The organism is Paraburkholderia sp. HP33-1, assembly GCF_021390595.1.
Lineage (GTDB): Bacteria > Pseudomonadota > Gammaproteobacteria > Burkholderiales > Burkholderiaceae > Paraburkholderia.
In genome coordinates this window covers 1,867,791-1,884,178 of the sequence record NZ_JAJEJR010000002.1, presented here as the reverse complement: position 1 = coordinate 1,884,178, position 16,388 = coordinate 1,867,791, and the positions used below count along the sequence as shown (strand labels likewise).

The 16,388-nt window shown below is 59.3% G+C and carries 12 protein-coding genes; 8 read left to right on the top strand and 4 right to left on the bottom strand.

The window, feature by feature from the left end; genetic code table 11:
* Window positions 1-52: 52 nt before the first annotated feature.
* The gene (locus L0U81_RS24540) at window positions 53-1,987 is read left to right on the top strand and encodes a hypothetical protein (protein WP_233806588.1); all 1,935 of its coding nucleotides are present in this window, start codon (window positions 53-55) and stop codon (window positions 1,985-1,987) included.
* A 104-nt stretch (window positions 1,988-2,091) separates the two neighbouring features.
* Here the strand turns inward: L0U81_RS24540 and L0U81_RS24535 are convergent, their stop codons facing one another.
* Entirely contained in the window at window positions 2,092-3,045 is a 954-nt protein-coding gene (locus L0U81_RS24535) for a helix-turn-helix domain-containing protein (RefSeq protein WP_233806586.1), read from the bottom strand.
* 289 nt (window positions 3,046-3,334) lie between these two features.
* Here L0U81_RS24535 and L0U81_RS24530 point away from each other — a divergent pair, with 289 nt between their 5' ends.
* The 3 genes from L0U81_RS24530 (at window position 3,335) to L0U81_RS24520 (ending at window position 7,869) form a co-directional block, all read left to right on the top strand.
* Window positions 3,335-4,051: a response regulator transcription factor gene (locus L0U81_RS24530; protein ID WP_233806584.1), complete on the top strand. Its 717-nt coding sequence runs from the start codon at window positions 3,335-3,337 to the stop codon at window positions 4,049-4,051.
* 35 nt (window positions 4,052-4,086) lie between these two features.
* Window positions 4,087-5,343, top strand: a complete 1,257-nt coding sequence (locus tag L0U81_RS24525; protein ID WP_233806582.1) for an ATP-binding protein — start codon at window positions 4,087-4,089, stop codon at window positions 5,341-5,343.
* A gap of 711 nt (window positions 5,344-6,054) precedes the next feature.
* A complete protein-coding gene (locus L0U81_RS24520) occupies window positions 6,055-7,869 on the top strand; it encodes a prolyl oligopeptidase family serine peptidase (protein ID WP_233806580.1) in 1,815 nt (604 codons plus the stop codon).
* Between the two features lie 165 nt (window positions 7,870-8,034).
* Here L0U81_RS24520 and L0U81_RS24515 read toward each other — a convergent pair whose 3' ends face one another.
* Both L0U81_RS24515 and L0U81_RS24510 read right to left on the bottom strand, forming a co-directional pair.
* Window positions 8,035-9,357, bottom strand: coding sequence for an MFS transporter (locus L0U81_RS24515; protein ID WP_233806579.1), 1,323 nt, complete (start codon window positions 9,355-9,357; stop codon window positions 8,035-8,037).
* 104 nt (window positions 9,358-9,461) lie between these two features.
* Complete coding sequence (locus tag L0U81_RS24510) at window positions 9,462-10,526, bottom strand: hypothetical protein (protein ID WP_233806577.1); 1,065 nt, start codon at window positions 10,524-10,526, stop codon at window positions 9,462-9,464.
* Between the two features lie 629 nt (window positions 10,527-11,155).
* Between L0U81_RS24510 and L0U81_RS24505 the strand changes: the two genes are divergently transcribed.
* From L0U81_RS24505 to L0U81_RS24490, 4 genes are all read left to right on the top strand, one after another.
* A complete protein-coding gene (locus tag L0U81_RS24505; protein ID WP_233806575.1) occupies window positions 11,156-12,085 on the top strand; it encodes a helix-turn-helix domain-containing protein in 930 nt (309 codons plus the stop codon).
* 129 nt (window positions 12,086-12,214) lie between these two features.
* Window positions 12,215-13,393 carry a lactonase family protein gene (locus tag L0U81_RS24500; RefSeq protein ID WP_233806573.1) on the top strand — a complete coding sequence of 393 codons (1,179 nt, stop codon included), beginning with the start codon at window positions 12,215-12,217 and terminating at the stop codon, window positions 13,391-13,393.
* A gap of 307 nt (window positions 13,394-13,700) precedes the next feature.
* Window positions 13,701-15,107 (top strand): selenium-binding family protein, encoded by a 1,407-nt coding sequence (locus L0U81_RS24495; protein WP_233806571.1) that lies wholly within the window; start codon window positions 13,701-13,703, stop codon window positions 15,105-15,107.
* Between the two features lie 8 nt (window positions 15,108-15,115).
* Entirely contained in the window at window positions 15,116-15,778 is a 663-nt protein-coding gene (locus L0U81_RS24490; RefSeq protein ID WP_233806569.1) for a hypothetical protein, read from the top strand.
* Here L0U81_RS24490 and L0U81_RS24485 read toward each other — a convergent pair.
* Complete coding sequence (locus tag L0U81_RS24485; RefSeq protein WP_233806567.1) at window positions 15,775-16,275, bottom strand: MarR family winged helix-turn-helix transcriptional regulator; 501 nt, start codon at window positions 16,273-16,275, stop codon at window positions 15,775-15,777. The two genes, L0U81_RS24490 and L0U81_RS24485, sit on opposite strands and share 4 nt — an antisense overlap.
* Window positions 16,276-16,388: the final 113 nt, after the last annotated feature.

The following is a 16,388-nucleotide window of genomic DNA, read 5'->3' as shown; positions in this document are numbered from 1 at the left end:
GGCCGGCATACCGGTCCGGCGGTTTCAAGCTTGCTGTGATACTGACTAAAAAATGGAGACAAGTATTGTGCGTCCTTCGCTTCAGATAAAAAAGACAATCCTGGCCGGCCTCACCATTGCCGCCATCGCTGCTTTCGTGCCGGGGGCGGGCGCCGCGACCGCGACCAAAGGCGACCTGCTGATATACCGCATCGGCCCATCGACTTCGGAACTCTATGTCGCCAATGCCGACGGCAGCGACGAACACCGGCTGATTCAGTCCGATGGTTTCGACTATCACGGCTCCTTTTCGCCGGACGGCAAATGGATCGTGTTTACTTCGGAGCGCGATGGCCTCGGTCATGCCAGCCTCTACCGCGTGCGAGTCGACGGCACGGGGCTGCAGCGTCTGACTGACTCGATCGGGATCAGCGATGCCGCGGTCTTCAACCCGGCCGATCCGAATCTGATCGCGTTCGTGTCGTCGCGTCGTGGCAAGGATACCTGGGGTACCACGAATATCTGGACGCTGAACATCAAGACGGGCGCGCTGCATGACGTGACCGGCGATATCAAATTCGACCCGAACAAGCCGCACAGTTTCTTCCGGCCTTCCTGGTCGCCGGATGGCAAGTGGATCGCGCTGTCGTCCGATATCGGTACCGACTGGCGAGGCCACAATCTCCCGGTCGGCTGGGAGCGCACCCAGGAAAGCAGCATCTACGAGATTCATCCGGACGGTACTGGGTTCAAGCAGATCACTGCGCGCGCCGGCTATGCCGAGGGCTCGCCGTCGTGGTCCGCGGACGGCAAGCGTGTGGTGTTCTATGAAACCCCGGTCGAATCGACCTGGGGCGCACACCGTCCCGAGGCGATCGGCAAGGTCAGCACGCAGATCGTGCAGGTCGACGTGGCCACGGGCGAGCGCACGGATCTGACGAACACGCCGGGGTTCAAGGTGTTCCCGCAATTCGTGGGCGCGACCAACGTCGTCTATCACATCAAGAACGGCGCTCAGGAAGGCTTCTATACGACGGACGGACAGTCGCGTGCCACGGCGGGAAGCGGCATCCGCTCGCCGCATTACTCGGCCGACGGCCAGAAGGTCGTCTACGAGAAGGTGGTATATGGCAAGCCGTTCCACCCGAACGGCACGGCACTCTACAATTTCGATCCGCAATGGAACTACCGCTTCGTCGATGTATTCCCGCAGCTCTCGCGCGACGGCAAGTCCCTCGTGTACACGGAGAAGGCGGTCGGCTCGTCGATCGTGGTGTCGAATACCGACTTCACCGATGCGCGTCATATCTACGATCCGGCTACCAGCGGCGTCGATCCGAAGATGGTCAAGATGGGGCTGGCTGGCGCGTTCCAGCCGACCTGGTCGCCCGACAAGCAGTGGGTCGCCTTCGGCGTGGGCGGCTGGTTCTTCACGCGAGGCCACATGCCGGGCCAGATTATGCGCATCAAGGCTGACGGCAGCATGAATGGCAAGCCGGAGGTTCTGACCGACGGCAAGGAGAACGCGGGCTTCCCGAGCTATTCGCCGGACGGTACGAAGATCGTCTACCGCGTGTGGAGCGATACGGACAAGGGCCTGCGAGTTCTCGACCTGGAGACGCACAAGACCACGGCCCTGACCACCGAGCCGGACAATTTGCCAGGCTGGTCGCCGGACGGCAGGAAGATCGTCTTCACACGAAAGGAGATCAACCCGGACGACCCCAACAAGTTCCACTTCGACGTGTACACGATCAATCCGGACGGCACGGATGTGCAGCGCGTAACCCCGCAGGGTTCGAACCAGGCCCACGCGACCTGGACCTGGGACGGTCGCATTGCGTACAGCTCGGGCGAGTATGGTTTCCGCGATGAGCTTTCGCTGTACGACGAGACGTTCCAGCCCGATGGCCAGAACTGGGTGATGAACGCGGACGGCAGCGATCGGCATGCGATTACCGATACGGTCTGGGAGGATTCGATGCCGCTCTATATTCCGAAGCAGTAAGTCTGCTCGGAAGGCCGGAATGACAAGGCACTGCGCTTAGGCGCGGTGCCTTTTTTCATGGGCGGCCGTCACGTAGGAGGTTTGCTATTTCTTCACTACATCGCCTACGCACTCATTGCTGCCGGGGCACTCAAGGCTGATTGCCGCCGAGCAGTAAGGCGAAACTGACTCGGCGTTTGCCCCGTTTCTTTACGGAAAAAGCGGGTGAAATAAGCAGCATCCGTGAAGCCAAGCCCGAAAGCTATCTGCTCGACCGTCATATCTCCGAAAATGAGATCGCGCCTCGCTTCGACGATGATACGTTCCCGAATCAATTTGGTAGGACTCAATTCGAACGCCGAATAGCACATTGCACGAAGCTGCCCTGGCGACATTCCCATCTTCGACGCGTAATCCACCAGCGGCAGGTTCTTTCGAAAGTGTTCTTCGATTAATCCTCTGAACCGTTCCACCCGGCGAATATCGTTTCTCACCACATTGTCAGTGTGATCTTCATCCCGACTAGCCTCACGGGTGAGCAATAACATCAGAACGGTGAGCCAGGCTTCGGTGCCAGTGGCGTGACCCACTGCGTCGGACTCGGTTTCCCGCCTGAGTCCTTCGATCAGGCGACCAAGCTCATCTGTGGCCTGTGTAGGATCCGAAAACCGTATTACCCTTGGCGACGCCCACAGCGTGATGAATTGGTGGAGTTTTGAATTGATCTGCGTCAGGTACGCGATGTCAATGGTCACGACCCATCTTTCTACGTCGTCCTGATAGTCAAGACCGTGGACGCACTTCGGTGGCAAGAGTAGTGCGCAGGGACCATCGAACGGAACTTTCCTTCCCTCGAGATTCATGGTCCCGGATCCCGTGCACATAAAGATCACCTGACCATAGGCCGGATGCGCGTGAGGCTCGGTGCGCCAGCGGCCACGGTCAGTCACATGCCCCACATGCACAAACCAATTTTTCGTCCGGGCACGCTCAACGTAAAGCCGGACCTTCGGAACCGTCGTCTGCTTTTCTTGTGAGACCTGCCCGAGTCCGATCGCCGCGGTGCGCTCCGGCTTCATCTGCTACTCCAGGAGTTGAACGAGGAGGAAACAATAAATCCGCTCTGTTTTGGACGCAACTAACCCATTGATTTTTGTGCGAATTTACATATTGTGTCCAGATTGACACAATGCCAGCTATCCTGCGGAACGCGTTTTATTGGAAAATTGAGGTACGGCATTTGCGCTCAACTTGAAAGCATCCCGACCGGCACAAGGTGCGGCCTCGAGCGAGACCTACCGAAGCCGTGGTTCCCGGCGTTGCATAGAAGGCTGAAGCAGTAGCCTGCATCTGCGTACGAGGGACGAATTGACTCAAATCCACATCCTGCTCGTCGAGGACGACCGCGACATCAGCGAACCGCTGGCGGGTTTCTTGAAAGACAAAGGTTACGTCGTACACATTGCGGCCGACTCCCGCGCGGCTGACGCGATCCTGAATCTGGGCGGGATTGATCTGGCGCTGCTGGACGTCATGCTATCGGGAGAAGACGGGTTTGAACTGTGCCGGCGTATCCGTGCGAACGGCGGTCCGCGCGTCATCATGCTTACCGCGCTATCCGAGCCTACCGATAAGGTAATAGGTCTTGAACTCGGTGCCGACGACTATGTGACCAAGCCCTTCGATCTGCGTGAGCTACTAGCGAGGATTCGTGCAGTACTGCGTCGACCACAAGCACAGTTGACCGGGAAACCATCGTCTACCGAGCTGGTGATGCAGTTTTCCGATTTCACGTTCTATCCGTATCGGCGGATTTTGAAGTCATCGACAGGGTTGCGGGTGCCTCTGACCGGCGCCGAAACCGATCTTTTACTCGTCTTGTGCCAGAACCCCAGGAAGGTACTCTCCCGGGAGGCGCTGATCAGTCTGACGCGCGGCAAGAACTTCCCGATCGCGGAGCGATCCGTGGACCTCCTCATCAGCCGGTTGCGTCGCAAGTTGGCGGGCGGCAAGCAGTTGGACAACCCCATCTGCACGGTACGTACGGACGGATATGCCTTTCAGCTCGATGTGACGGTTGTTTGATGCGACGCTACCTCGGAACCACCCTTGGACAAATCGTGGCGATCGTTGCCTGCTCGTCCGCCGCGACTTTCCTGCTTTTCATGGCGATGGTGTTCTATCCCGGCGCTCCACCGAATCCTCCGTGGCCCTGGCAGACCACCTATCGTATTGCCGCTCTGGTCGAGATACTGAAAGGGCTACCTGAAGCCGAGCGCGACGGGGTAATCAAGGCGGCGGCACAGGGACAGGCTTTGAAGGCCCAACTGAATTCCATGCCTACGCGTTGCCTTGATTCGACACTTGATACGCGCAACCTGGAGTCGGCTTTGCGCGCTCAGTTGCCGACAATCTCCGGTATAACGGCGCGCTCGTGTGCCTTTGAAGATCAGCACCCCGACATTCAGGTGTTGGTGCCGTTCGGTCACGACACGCTCGAGATACGCACTGACCGGATTGGTCGGGGACCCCCGCGCTTCTCGTTTCCGATTTTCGGCGCGTTACTGTTCTTGTGCGTCTGCGTCACCATACTGTCTGTATGGGCGGTCTCGCGCGTGATCAGGCCATTGCGGCGCCTTTCGGCTCAAGCAGAAGCCTTCGGCCAGAATATCTCGATTGCCCCGATCGAGGAGGAGGGGCCCCTTGAGATCCGACGCGCCGCCCACGCTTTCAACCTGATGCAGGAACGCATTGCCAATTCGATTCAGAGCCGCACCCGAATGCTGGCTGCTATTAGTCATGATCTTCGAACGCCGCTTACGCGGATGCGACTGCAACTCGAAACCGGGCGGATCGCACGGGATAAGCTAATGAGAGACATTAGCCTGATGCAGACAATGGTCAACTCGGCGCTTGCTTTCCTCAGTGGCGATTCCGTAACTGAAGAAAAAGAATGGCTAGATTTGGGCGCATTACTCTCCACGTTGTGCGACGAGTATGAAGATTCAGGAGCAAGGATTCACTACGACGGTCCTGATCAAATTCCCTTTCTGTGTCGGCCAGCCGCAATTCAGCGGGTGATGACCAATCTGATCGAAAATGCGATCTGTTTCGGAGGGTTCGTGGCCGTGATCGCGTCGGTTCGAGGCGCGCACATCATGATCGACGTAAGCGACGACGGACCGGGCGTTCCTGATGAGAAGCTGACGGACGTGATGGAGCCATTCTTCCGTCTCGATTCCGCGCGAGCCGGCCGGCCGGGAAGCGTCGGCCTTGGCCTGTCCATTGTGAACGACATTGTCCGCGCGCATGGTGGAACTTTCAGGTTGTTCAACCGCAAGCCGTCGGGTTTGACGGCGCGAATCGAATTTCTCTAAGAAGGTACCGGAGGGAACCGAGCCTGCCAGCGCCTGTTCTCCAGGCCCGGGGGTGCGTGATGGGCCGGCGTACGCCCGGGCGCGGTCGCTTTCACGCAACCTACTCGCATAACCTCTCTGGAACCGTGACGATTCACCGCCACAGCCGACCTTGGCGACGAGCGTGAGCTCGCGCCTAGTTCAGCGCTGTAATCGTCACCCTTCACCATTCCGTCCGATTCTTAGGTTCGGGATAACCATCAATTCAATAAAAAGTACTGGTGAAGCGCAATTTTATCCAACGCGGTGGAAGTTCATCCAGAGATAGTATGCGCACAAAGACGAAAACACCCCGGCGAAATCTCGTCGAGGGTTACGCGGCCACATCGAGACGTATGCGCACACATAAAAACCCGCACCGGCATCACGCTGGTGAAATGAAGGGGTTATAGATGAACTCAAGCAATTCCTCGAAGAAAAGAAAATCTTCCTCGACCCTGAGTCGTCGCAGTCGCGTTGGCGCTGCGCGGTGCATACCTGTACTCGGGAAAAAGATCGGATATTGACACCAACACCTGTTCAATTCTGACCTCAAGGAAAAGTCGTAGCCGGTAGGCGTCCGGCTGTAAAGCGGATCGAGCCTCGGGAACCAAGAAAAATAATTGCTCGAACACCGGATGCAGGAGCCTCTATTTTTGGAGAAGGTGGTATGAAACATATCAAGGAGACTATATGAAACGGAATCTCGAACAAAGCCCGAAGAGCGGTGCGTTGCGTTTGACGAAGCTCGCAGCGTGCATAGCCACATGCATGACTTTCGGATTGGGCTTCTCCGGCTGCAGTGGAGGGTCCGTCGCATCGACAGCTGCAAGCGCGAAAACCACGACCAGCGCTGACGACGACATCTTGAGCGTCTCAACGATCGCTTCCGTAGACCTGGACGGACCTAAGGTCCAGGCAATCGTCGTCAAATACAAGGACACGCTGAAAGCGGGCTCGGTGAACCTGAATACCTACGACGCCTACACTTATGCAAACCTTGCGCAGATTTACGACGATTCCACAGCGGCCACGCGGAATGGTTTGACTGGGCAGTATCCGGACTTCGCGCAAGAAACTGGCACTCCTGGCGCCCCCACATATGTCTATGTGAACTCGACGCCGACGATTGACTCGACGAATCACACGGGCGCCGCCAGCGGCAACTATGTCATCATCGAACTGAACACCAATTATCTGCTGGCTAACGCCGTCCCTTACTGGAGAGCAGGTGTGGCAGGTGGCGTAGTGCAGAAAGCCGCCGTGAGCTTGAGCGACAGTTCCACCATCAGCGCCAGCGCCACGGTGAAAAGCAATTACGTGTCGGACTATTTCTATAACTTCGCCCCAGACGGCAGTGACAACTCCGTCTACCTGGACACAGTTCTGGATGATACTTCCTATGCTATCAACGGCATCTCGGGCTATAAGCTCTATACAGACGCCGTGACGCCGTCCTATTCGGGGACCACTGCTAACGGCGTTGCAATAACATACCCAAATGCGACCATACTTTCCATGGTTGCGGGTACCCCGTTTCAGGCTACCAACTGCTTCAGCGAGTATGATGGCCAGTACCATGACGTCAGCCTGAAGTACAGCCTCTTCGTCCCCTCCGACTACGATGCGAGCAAGAAGTACATGGTCGTACTGCACATCGAAGATGCCGGCGGCTTGGGCGACGACCCGCTGATCAGCCTGACAGAGGCACAGGAGGCGGCAAACTATGCTTCAGACAGGGTGCAGGCGCTGGCTAAGGCTCAGGGTTACGCCGGACTGATCGTCGTCATTCCGCAGATACCTAACTCAGGTCAGAGTGTGGCCGATAACCTGACGGGCAACGAATACCTGCCCGCGACCTGGCAGCTGATGGACTACATTACGTCCAAATATAATATCGATAAGGATCGCATATACGCGTCCGGTCAGTCCATGGGCGGGATGCAGCTACTGGATATGGCAGCCCAGCGCGATAACTACTTCGCGGGTATCTGGGCGATCGCCTCGCAGTGGGGCAACAACTACAACAAGAGCGCCAGCTATAACGGCAAGACATACTATACGTATCCCACCGACGGAACGATTATTACCAACCCGAATTGGCAGAACTGGTACTACTCGATTTCCGATGACAATATCCTGGCCACCAACATGACTGGCGATGCCACAGCCACCGGATATTGGAATCAGGCCCAGACTCTCTTTACCACGCTTGGCGGCGTAACCATCCCGTATGCGACCTGGGACCCCACGACCACGTCCGAAACGCAGGAGAACGCCTTGCTGCAGTCTCTGTTGGCGACGTCCAGCAAGTTGGGTATCTACTGGGATGCGCTGGCTAATGGCAGCCATAAGATGACCTGGGTCTACGCCAACGGCATTACCGATAGCTATGACTGGCTCCTAAGCCAGACCAAACAGACCGAGGATGCCCGCGGCAAGCTGAATCTCAACGGCGCTTACTCGAGTGGACTCGGCACCGTCGGCTACAACAGCATCACCTATTGATCGATAGTACTGGTGGTCATGTAGGAGCCACAGGGCGGTAACAAAAGGTCTTTCAAAACCAGGCAGCGTTCAGATTCCTCGCGAATTTGAACGCTGCATTTCTTGTTGGAGGCAGCTTTGAATCTAACCGGACATTCATGGGGCTGCTCGAGATAGAGACTGCGTTCATTCGCCTGCGCCACTGCGCATTCCAGCGCTGCTTCGGGACGCTATTTGCCTGGGCAAATCAATCGTCCCGTTGACCTTCGGTACCCATTTGCGTTGCAGAAGAACCAGCGTACTCGTCGCTCCGGTCAACAGAAACACGAAGATCGCCATCATCGGCCACTTATAGCTGCCGCCAATATGCAGCAGCCATCCCGAAAGACTGGCCGACACGCCACCCGCGAGACTCGCGGCCACCTGCTGCAAGCCGGTATTCAATCCGACCGCCTGCTTCGGAATCAACGTCAGCTTGCACAGCGCGAGCGTATTGGCGGTGACGAGCCCGAGCAGCGACAGCGAGAGCACGTTCCAGAACAAGGCCATCTGCAAAGACGGGGCATATGCACCGAGCAGAACCGTCGTCCCACCGATAAACCCGGCGACGATAAAGCATTTGCGTACGATCACCGCATCGTGCCCGCGCGCGATCAGACGATCCGCGCCCCATCCGGCCAGCGCCGCGACGATCGCGATGCCGGCAAAGCTGAAGAACGTATAGAGCCCGGATTTCTCGAGCGACAAGCCGCGCTGCTCGACCAGATACGCGGGCATCCACGTCATGCAATAGAACGCGAAATAGCTGTAGCAGAAGTTATTGACGAGTCCGCCCCATACGACCGGGCTCACCAGAAGATTCTTCAGCGGCACCGACGCAGCGCGTTGTTTCGCCATCGCGAGCTCTGCGCGCGACGGAAAGTCGTTTCTCACCATCGATAGCCAAGGCAGCAGCCAGATCAAACCGATCAGGCCAGTCGCGATGAACATTCCCTGCCAAGAATGATTGACGATGATCCACGCAGCGATCGGCGCGCCGAGTGCCGGGCCCATCTTGCCGCCGATCGAAAAGATGCCGAGCGCGGTGCCTTTCTGCGTTTCCGCGAAGTTGTCGGCGAGATAGCGATAGGTGGCCGGTACGACGACGGACTCGGCAACGCCGATCAGAAGCCGCATGACGATCAGCGCGGCCAGCGTCGTCACCAGGCCGGTCGCGGCCGCGGCGATGCACCACAGCACGAAGCAGATCGCGTACGGCCATTTGACTCCGTAGCGGTCGACGATCCAGCCCATCGGCATCTGCATGAGACCGTAAGACCAGAACACCGCCGAATTGAGCCAGCCGCGTTGGACGCTCGTCAGAGCAAACTCGTGGACGAAATGCTTGTCCGCGAGCGCGGCGGACAGACTCGTTCGATCGACAAAGGAAATCAGAAGGCCCAGTGCGAGCAGCACGAGAATGGCCCACGGATTTTCGGCGGCGGACGGTTGCGCTTGTATGTCTTCCATTGCTCTTTCTCTTCTCGATTGAAAAAACGTACCCCTGAAACGAACATCGGCGGCCCGCTATGCTGGGCCGCCGATGCTTGATTCAAGTCAACCGGAACTGCTGGTCAGAAGTGGATTTCAGCCACGAACATTGGGACGGAAGTTTGGGTCGTCCCGGGTTGCGCGGAGGCTGGCGTCCCATACATGTTGTGCCAGTATTCGTAGCCGAGACCCGTATAGACGGTGCGCGGATGACCGGCGAACGATCCGACGTCCACCAGCAGATTGACGCGGGTCAGGAACTCGGTGGTGGTCTGGACGCCGAAACCGTCTTTGCCTTTAGGTCCGGTGACGCTTGCGAAGCCTTTGAAGACCAGCGGAACCGGGCCGATACGGAACGGATAGAGCCAGGAACTTTCGAAGTGCACGGCCGGGTTGAAATTCACGTCCACGTTCGCGATGCCATTGTGGTTACTCTCGGTGCGAACGCCGAGTGTCATGTTCCAGAAGCCGTGCGGTATGGAAAACTCGATGGTGGGCCCGGCAACGAACATGCGGGCCCGTTCGCCGAAGGAATCGTTCTTCGCGCCGAATTCATAGCCGATGGTCAGGCCGAAGTCGCGGATGAATCCATAGGAAAACGACCTGCCGAACACCTTGCTGGCACTGAGCGAGACCCGGCCAACGCTGTAGACCTCCTGCGCGCCACCGGAGCCCGGCGTCGGATAACCGTATTGGTTAGTCGGACCCGCCTCCGGATTCGCCATGCTGGAGACCAGGTAGTCGACGTTGAACGCATAACTACCGTATTTAAAGCCGCCCGTGGTCGTCAGAAAACCGATGTTCTGCGTGATTTTGGCGGGTGCCCCGGATGCGGTTGTCACGCCCGGATAGTGGAAATTGGAACCGACGCGATAGCCGATATACGTGTCATTCCACGAGGTCGGTGCGGCGAACTCTGGCGGCGGTGAGAGCGGTGCGGTCAAGGTGCTGACCTGGGACAGCGTTACCGGTGCAGCCGGCGAGTTCTGTGGGGCGGTAGCGGCGTTGCTGTTCGTCTGAGCAAGCTGTACTGCTTGAGTGTCTCCCTGTGCCGTCGGCGATGTATCCGCTGCGTACGCCATGCCAGTGAAGCAGCCGAAGAAGGCGATACCTAACAGCGGCACACCGATAGCTGTGGTCTTTTTCATGTCTCTTCCATATTTGTTGATACGCAAGATTCGGTCGATTCTCGACTCTCGATTTTTTCGTACCGTCGACGGTTGATTCCGGTAGTCAACGAAGTGATACCTGCCGCGGTGGGATGGAATGTATGCGATGCGCGCGCGAATGCCTTTACACAAAAATGAGATTCGCTGGCACTTTTTAATCTGAGAGAACTGCATTCGGGTAAGTCTCAGGTCGCAGTTGATTTGAGTCGATGGGTCGACGGCGGATTCTCCCGACTTCGCGCAATCCCCTCACACTCTATGTCGTGCTCGACAATGGCCTCGCCTATCAAAGTTCAAGCGGCAACCATTCAGCGGTCCGAGCAGTACCCGGCGGACTCTTCGCGACACGCTTCGGCTTTACATCAGGGGCGGCCTCGTACACTAGTTCTGAGGCCATGGCAGAAACTGATGCGCTGGCGGAAATGATTAGAAAAAATTCGCCAGTTTTCGCAGGCCGTTCGACGGTGCTAGGATGGTGCCCCAATGCCGGAGCGCTTCCTGTGTAATCAGGGTAATTCTCAGGCCACGGCAGCCACTGATTTTCCGCAGCGGGCCGCGAATGCCATGAAAGCCGCGAGCGCAAACGAATCGGCCGTCAAGGAGACCGTATGACACACAGCGCCGTGGCGAAACACCAGCCCAGAACGATCGCGAAGGCGAAACTGACTACCGTGCCGAAGGTCCGCCTGTACGTCGAACGCGCTGAAGTGAGGAACTGGTTCGTGCACGTCGGACATGTGACCGACCGCGGTCGCTGGCGCACCGAGCCGCACGCGCATCCCGCTTACGGTCAGGTGATTTTCGTGCGCAGCGGGCGCGGCGTGATGAATCTGGAGGGCGAGAGCGTACCGTTCGAAGCCCCTTGCGCGTTGCTGCTGCCGACCGAATGCGTGCATGGTCTCGACTACGAAGTCGACGTGGACCGCTGGATCGTCACGATCGAGGTCGCGTATCTGACGCAGGTCAACGCGAAGCTGCGCGGATTCATCACGCTGTGGGAGGCGCCGCGAGTGATTCCGCTCGCTGCTGGCCCCGATGCGGGCATGGAGTTCTACAGCCTCATCAACAGCCTGAAACAGGAAGCGGAATCCGACGAGGTCGGTCACGTGGTCGGCACCGAAGCGCTGCTGACCACGCTGCTGCTGAAGCTCGCGCGCGCCACGCCGCTCGAGCAGACCACGAGCGATAGCACGACGCGCAACGACATGCGTCAGGTGGACCGCTTCCGCAAGCTGATCGAGGAGCATTACCGCGAGAATCTGACTCTGCAGGATTACGCGTCGAAGATGGCCGTGTCGCTCGTGCAGTTGCGCGCGGCGTGTGCGTCCGCGGCCGAGCAGAGTCCGACCAAGATGATTCACGCGCGCATCATCACCGAAGCCAAGCGCAATCTGATTTTCGGCGACATGTCGGTCGAGCAGATCGCGTTCGGGCTCGGTTTCGCCGATGCCGCTTACTTCACGCGCTTCTTCCGCAGGGAAGTGGGCCAGGCGCCGAGCCAGTTCCGCGTCGCGGCGCGCCAGCAGCCGAATCGGTAACGCGTGCCGCGCGAGGGCACGCTTCAATAAGTCCAGGCGAATCGGTGTTTTGTGCAGGGACGGCCAGCGGCGATTCGACTACGCTTGGCCGGATTGCTCACATTGCCTGCGTCTCTACGTTCATCGAATATGACCCGGTTGTTCCAGCAGAATCGCGCCGCCCGCCGCGCGCTGACGGCGGCATGCGTCGTGCTGACGTCGTCGGCGGGCATGGTCGGCGCTCCGCTGCGCGCTGCTGAGTTGCCCGCGGCCGTACACACCGAACTCGTTTATGTCGGCACGCTGCACAAGCAGATCAGCGCGCTGCGGTTCGATACCGCTAGCGGCGCACTGACCGCGCTCGGGCCCGTCGCAGAAGGGCCGAAATCGACGTGGGTCGCTGCGTCGCCGCAAGCGCCGGTACTCTACGCGGTCGACGACGACAGCACCAAAGAAGGCAGCATCACCGCATACGCGGTCGATCACGACAACGGCTCGCCGAGCACGCTCGGCGTGGTGCCGACGGGCGGACGCGGTACCACGTTCCTGCGCTTCGACGCACCGTCGATGACCTTGCTCGGCGCGAATTACAACAGCGGCTCGGTGTCGAGTGTTGCGGTCAATGCGGACGGCAGCGTCGGACCGCTCGTGTCCACGCTCGCGGAGAGCGGCTTCGGCCCGAACCGCCGTCAGGCGAGCGCGCATGCGCACGGTATCGCAATCGATCCATCCGGGCGCTATGCGCTCGTTGCCGATCTCGGTGCGGACCGGGTGTTCGTCTATCACTTCGATCGCGCGACGCATTCGCTGTCGCAGGACGACGCCACGCGCTCAGCCAGCTTCGTCGCGCCGCCGGGCAGCGGTCCGCGCCACCTCGAGTTCTCCGCGAACGGGCAGTTCGTTTATCTGTTGACCGAGTTGAGCGCGCAAGTACTGGTGTTTCGCTGGGATGCCGCGCAAGGCACGCTGACGCTCGTGCAATCATTGCAGATCAGCACTGTCGGATTCGACGGCGTGAAAAGCGGCGCCGAAATCGCGCTCGGCCGCGATGGGCGTTTCGTCTATGTGGAGAATCGCGGGGAAAACGCGCTGGCCGTCTACCGCGTGGATGCGCAGACGGGCGAGCTCTCGCTCGTGCAGCGCATCGCATCGGGGGGCGATAAGCCGTGGGGTTTCGGCATCGATGCGTCCGGCCGATGGCTGCTCGTCGCGAATCAGCGCAGCGGCAAGGTCAACGTCTTCAGCATCGATGCGTCATCGGGCAGGCTGGCCGATACCGGGCAATCGGCCGACGTGACCGACCCGTCGAGCGTTGCGTTCGTGAAGTAGTAGCCCGCTACATCTCCAGCAGCACATCGCGCAGCGCATTCAACGACGCATCGCGCAGATTCCTCGGCCGCTGCAACGTACTCGACAGTTCGCGCGCGATGAGGCCGGATGCACGATTCCCGGCGTTGGCAGGATAGCTTGCGCCGTGGCTCGCCCGGTCATCGGATCGCGCTTGCGTTCGGGTGAAAATTTCCGGTTGCTTACATCGCTGCCGTGGACTACAAAATTAAGGTTAAGCGCTGGCTCGGTTCTTGACGGGCCTGAGCTTCCGCTTGGAACCGTCCAGAACGACAGGGAGAGTGCCGTCATGGGAATGCGCCCCGATCCTACCTTTCATGCATCGCCGAAACTCGCGATGGATGCGCCGGCCGAAGAATACGCGTACACGGTGCTGCTAAGTCCGGATTTCTCGCAGCCCGACGCGCTCGCCGTGATCGACGTGAAGCCCGGCTCGCCGACCTATAGCCAGGTGGTCCACACGGTGCCGGTGCCGAACAAGGGCGACGAATTCCATCACTTCGGCTGGAACGCGTGTTCGTCCGCGCTATCGCCGTTGACGGGCCATGCGTTTCTGGAGCGGCGCTATCTGATCATTCCGGGCATGCGGTCCTCGCGCATCTACATCGTCGATACGAAGCCGCATCCGACTCAGGCGAAGATTCACAAGATCATCGAGCCGGAGGAGATTTTCCGCAAGACCGGCTATTCGCGTCCGCACACCGTGCATTGCGGACCGGAAGGCATCTACGTGAGCACGCTCGGCGGGGCGGGCAAGGACGGCACCGATGGGCCGCCGGGAATATTTATCATCGATTGCCAAACATTCGAAGTGCTGGGACGCTGGGAAATCGAGCGCGGCTCCCAGGAAAAGCACTACGACTTCTGGTGGAATCTGCCGCGCGATTACATGGTGTCGACCGAATGGGCGCTGCCGCCGCAATTCGAAAACGGCATCGTGCCCGAAGACCTGCTCGCGAACAAATACGGCCACCGCGTGCACTTCTGGGATCTGCGCGCAAGACGCAACGTGCAGACGCTCGACCTTGGCGCGAATCATCAGATGGCGCTCGAAGTGCGGCCCGCGCACGATCCGAGCCGTGAGTACGGTTTTATCGGCGTCGTGGTCGATACGACCAATCTGGAAGGGTCGATCTGGACATGGTGGCGCGAAGACGGGCGCTTTCACATCGAAAAGACCGCGACCATTGCGCCGGAGCCCGCGCCCGCCGACGAATTGCCGCCGCTGCTGCAAGCTTTCGGCGCGGTGCCGCCCCTCGTCACCGACATCGATCTTTCGATCGACGATAAATTCCTCTATGTGTCCTGCTGGGGCACTGGCGAGATGCGCCAGTACGACGTGACCGAACCGCGCAAGCCGAAGTTGACAGGCTCGGTGCGTATCGGTGGTATCGAACGCTGCGCGCCGCATCCGAACGGCAAGACTTTCGCGGGCGGTCCGCAGATGGTCGAGATCAGCCGCGACGGCAAGCGTGTCTACTGGACCAACTCGCTCTATTCGACGTGGGACGACCAGTTCTACCCGGATGGTGTGCCCGCCGCGCAAGTGATGGCGTACGCCGATCCGAACGGCGGTCTCAAGCTCGCCGAAGATTACTTCGTCGAGTTTCCCGCCGGCTATCGCGCGCACCAGATCCGCCTCGAAGGCGGCGACTGCTCGACCGATTCGTTCTGCTATCCCTCGGTGGGCGTTTGAGCGGCGCGGTGTCGCCGCAAGCGGCACTGTGGCTGGCCGTTGTCGCGAGCGGTGTGTATCACGGGCTCAATCCGGCGATGGGATGGCCGCTCGCGGTATCGAACGCGCTGATGCAGCGACGCGCGCGAGCGCTGCTCGTCGCACTTCTTTATCTCGCGGCAGGGCACGCGCTCGCCATCCTGCTGATGATGCTGCCGTTCGCGATGCTCGCGGGCGTGCTCGCATGGCAGCGTCAAATCCAGATCGGCGCGAGCCTGCTCGTGATCGGCTTCGGTCTGACGTTGCTGATGCGCCGGCGTCATCCGCGGGTGCTGGCGAGAATTCCGCCGTCGCGGCTCGCGCTGTGGTCGTTTGCGGTGGCGATCGCGCACGGGGCCGCCTTGATGCTGGTGCCGATCTATCTCGGACTGTGCCGCGCCAACGACATGGACAGTGCCCACAAAGCCGCGCAAACGTTGATCGAAACCAGTCTGCGCATGGCGCTGTCGGTCTCCGCGGTGCACGCGGCCGCGATGACCGTAACCGGCGGCGTGCTCGCGTGGCTCGTTTATCGCTACCTGGGGCTCAGGTTCGTGTCGCGCAGCTGGTTCAATCTGGATGCGGTGTGGGCGTCGAGTCTGATTCTGGTGGGAGGCGTGTCGCTGGCGTTGAATGCGGCGGTGGCGGGTTAGTTCGAATTCGCGTCGTCGCTCGCACTGCGCAGCGGCGCGCGGCTTTGATCGTTATTCAGATGAACGAACTTTCTCAGCAGCCTCAATAGCTCGTGCGCATCTTCTTCTCCCATTCCGTCGAGCAGGCCGTGATTGAGCGCGTTGACGCCGGGGATCAATTCGTCGAGCAACTGTTCTCCGGCCGGCGTCAGCAATAAACGACGCTGACGGCGCGGCAGAACTTCGCGCACGATCCAGCCTTTCGCTTCGAGTCGCACCGCAATATCGGCGGTGGTCGACGTGTCGAGGCCGACCCGCTGCGCAAGCGTGACCTGATCGAGTCCGGGCAATTCCTGCAGCATTCTGAGCACCGCATATTGCACGGGCGTCACCTCGCGTCCGACCAGATCATGAAACATGGACACGGAAATCTGATGCGCGCGTCGGATCAGATGGCCAGGCTGGTCGTACAGTGCGATGCTGATCGCGGTAGTGCTGGTATCTGTTGTAGTGGCCATATATGTTCTGAAAGCCGCGCGCATTTTCTCTGCTAATGGAAATGCAGAAACGGCCTTCGTGTTACCCGATTGAAAGTTAGCCTAGGGGAAAACCTTCATTTAATCATTAAAGG